Annotated in this window: 1 protein-coding gene; it reads left to right on the top strand. The window is 44.5% G+C overall.

Annotated features, from left to right (window positions below; all coding sequences use genetic code 11):
• The coding region (locus tag AC1M9J_RS14775) for an enolase C-terminal domain-like protein (protein ID WP_481952573.1) at nt 1–546 on the top strand (546 nt) is incomplete at both ends.

The following is a 546-nucleotide window of genomic DNA, read 5'->3' as shown; positions in this document are numbered from 1 at the left end:
TCACCATCAAAAAAGCGTTAGGTGCTGATATTTCTATCCGTGTCGATGTGAACCGTGCTTGGTCTGAGTTAGAAGCGATCAAAGGTATTCAACTTCTGCAAGATGGTGGTGTGGATCTAATTGAACAGCCATGTGCGATTGACAATATTGATGCCATGGAGCGTTTAACTCGTCGTTTTGATATTGCCATTATGGCGGATGAGTCATTGATGGGTCCAAGTACAGCTTATCGTTTAGCGAAGCGTAATGCTGCTTCTGTGTTTGCTGTAAAAGTTGCTCAGTCTGGTGGCCTACTCGAAGGGCGTGATGTAGCAACCATTGCGAACCTCGCTGGTGTAGATCTGTATGGTGGCACGATGCTTGAAGGTTCTGTTGGCACCATCGCTTCTGCACATTTGTTCTCGACCTTTGAGAATTTGGCATATGGCACTGAATTGTTTGGTCCATTGCTGTTGACTGACGAAATTTTAAAGACCCCGCTTCAATATCGTGATTTCGAATTACATCTGCCTCAAGGCAATGGTTTAGGTATTGAGTTGGATTTAG

It is taken from the genome of Acinetobacter sp. ANC_7588 (assembly GCF_056783995.1).
The sequence above is the reverse complement of the archived record's forward strand: the minus strand, read 5'-3'. Positions and strand labels throughout refer to the sequence as shown.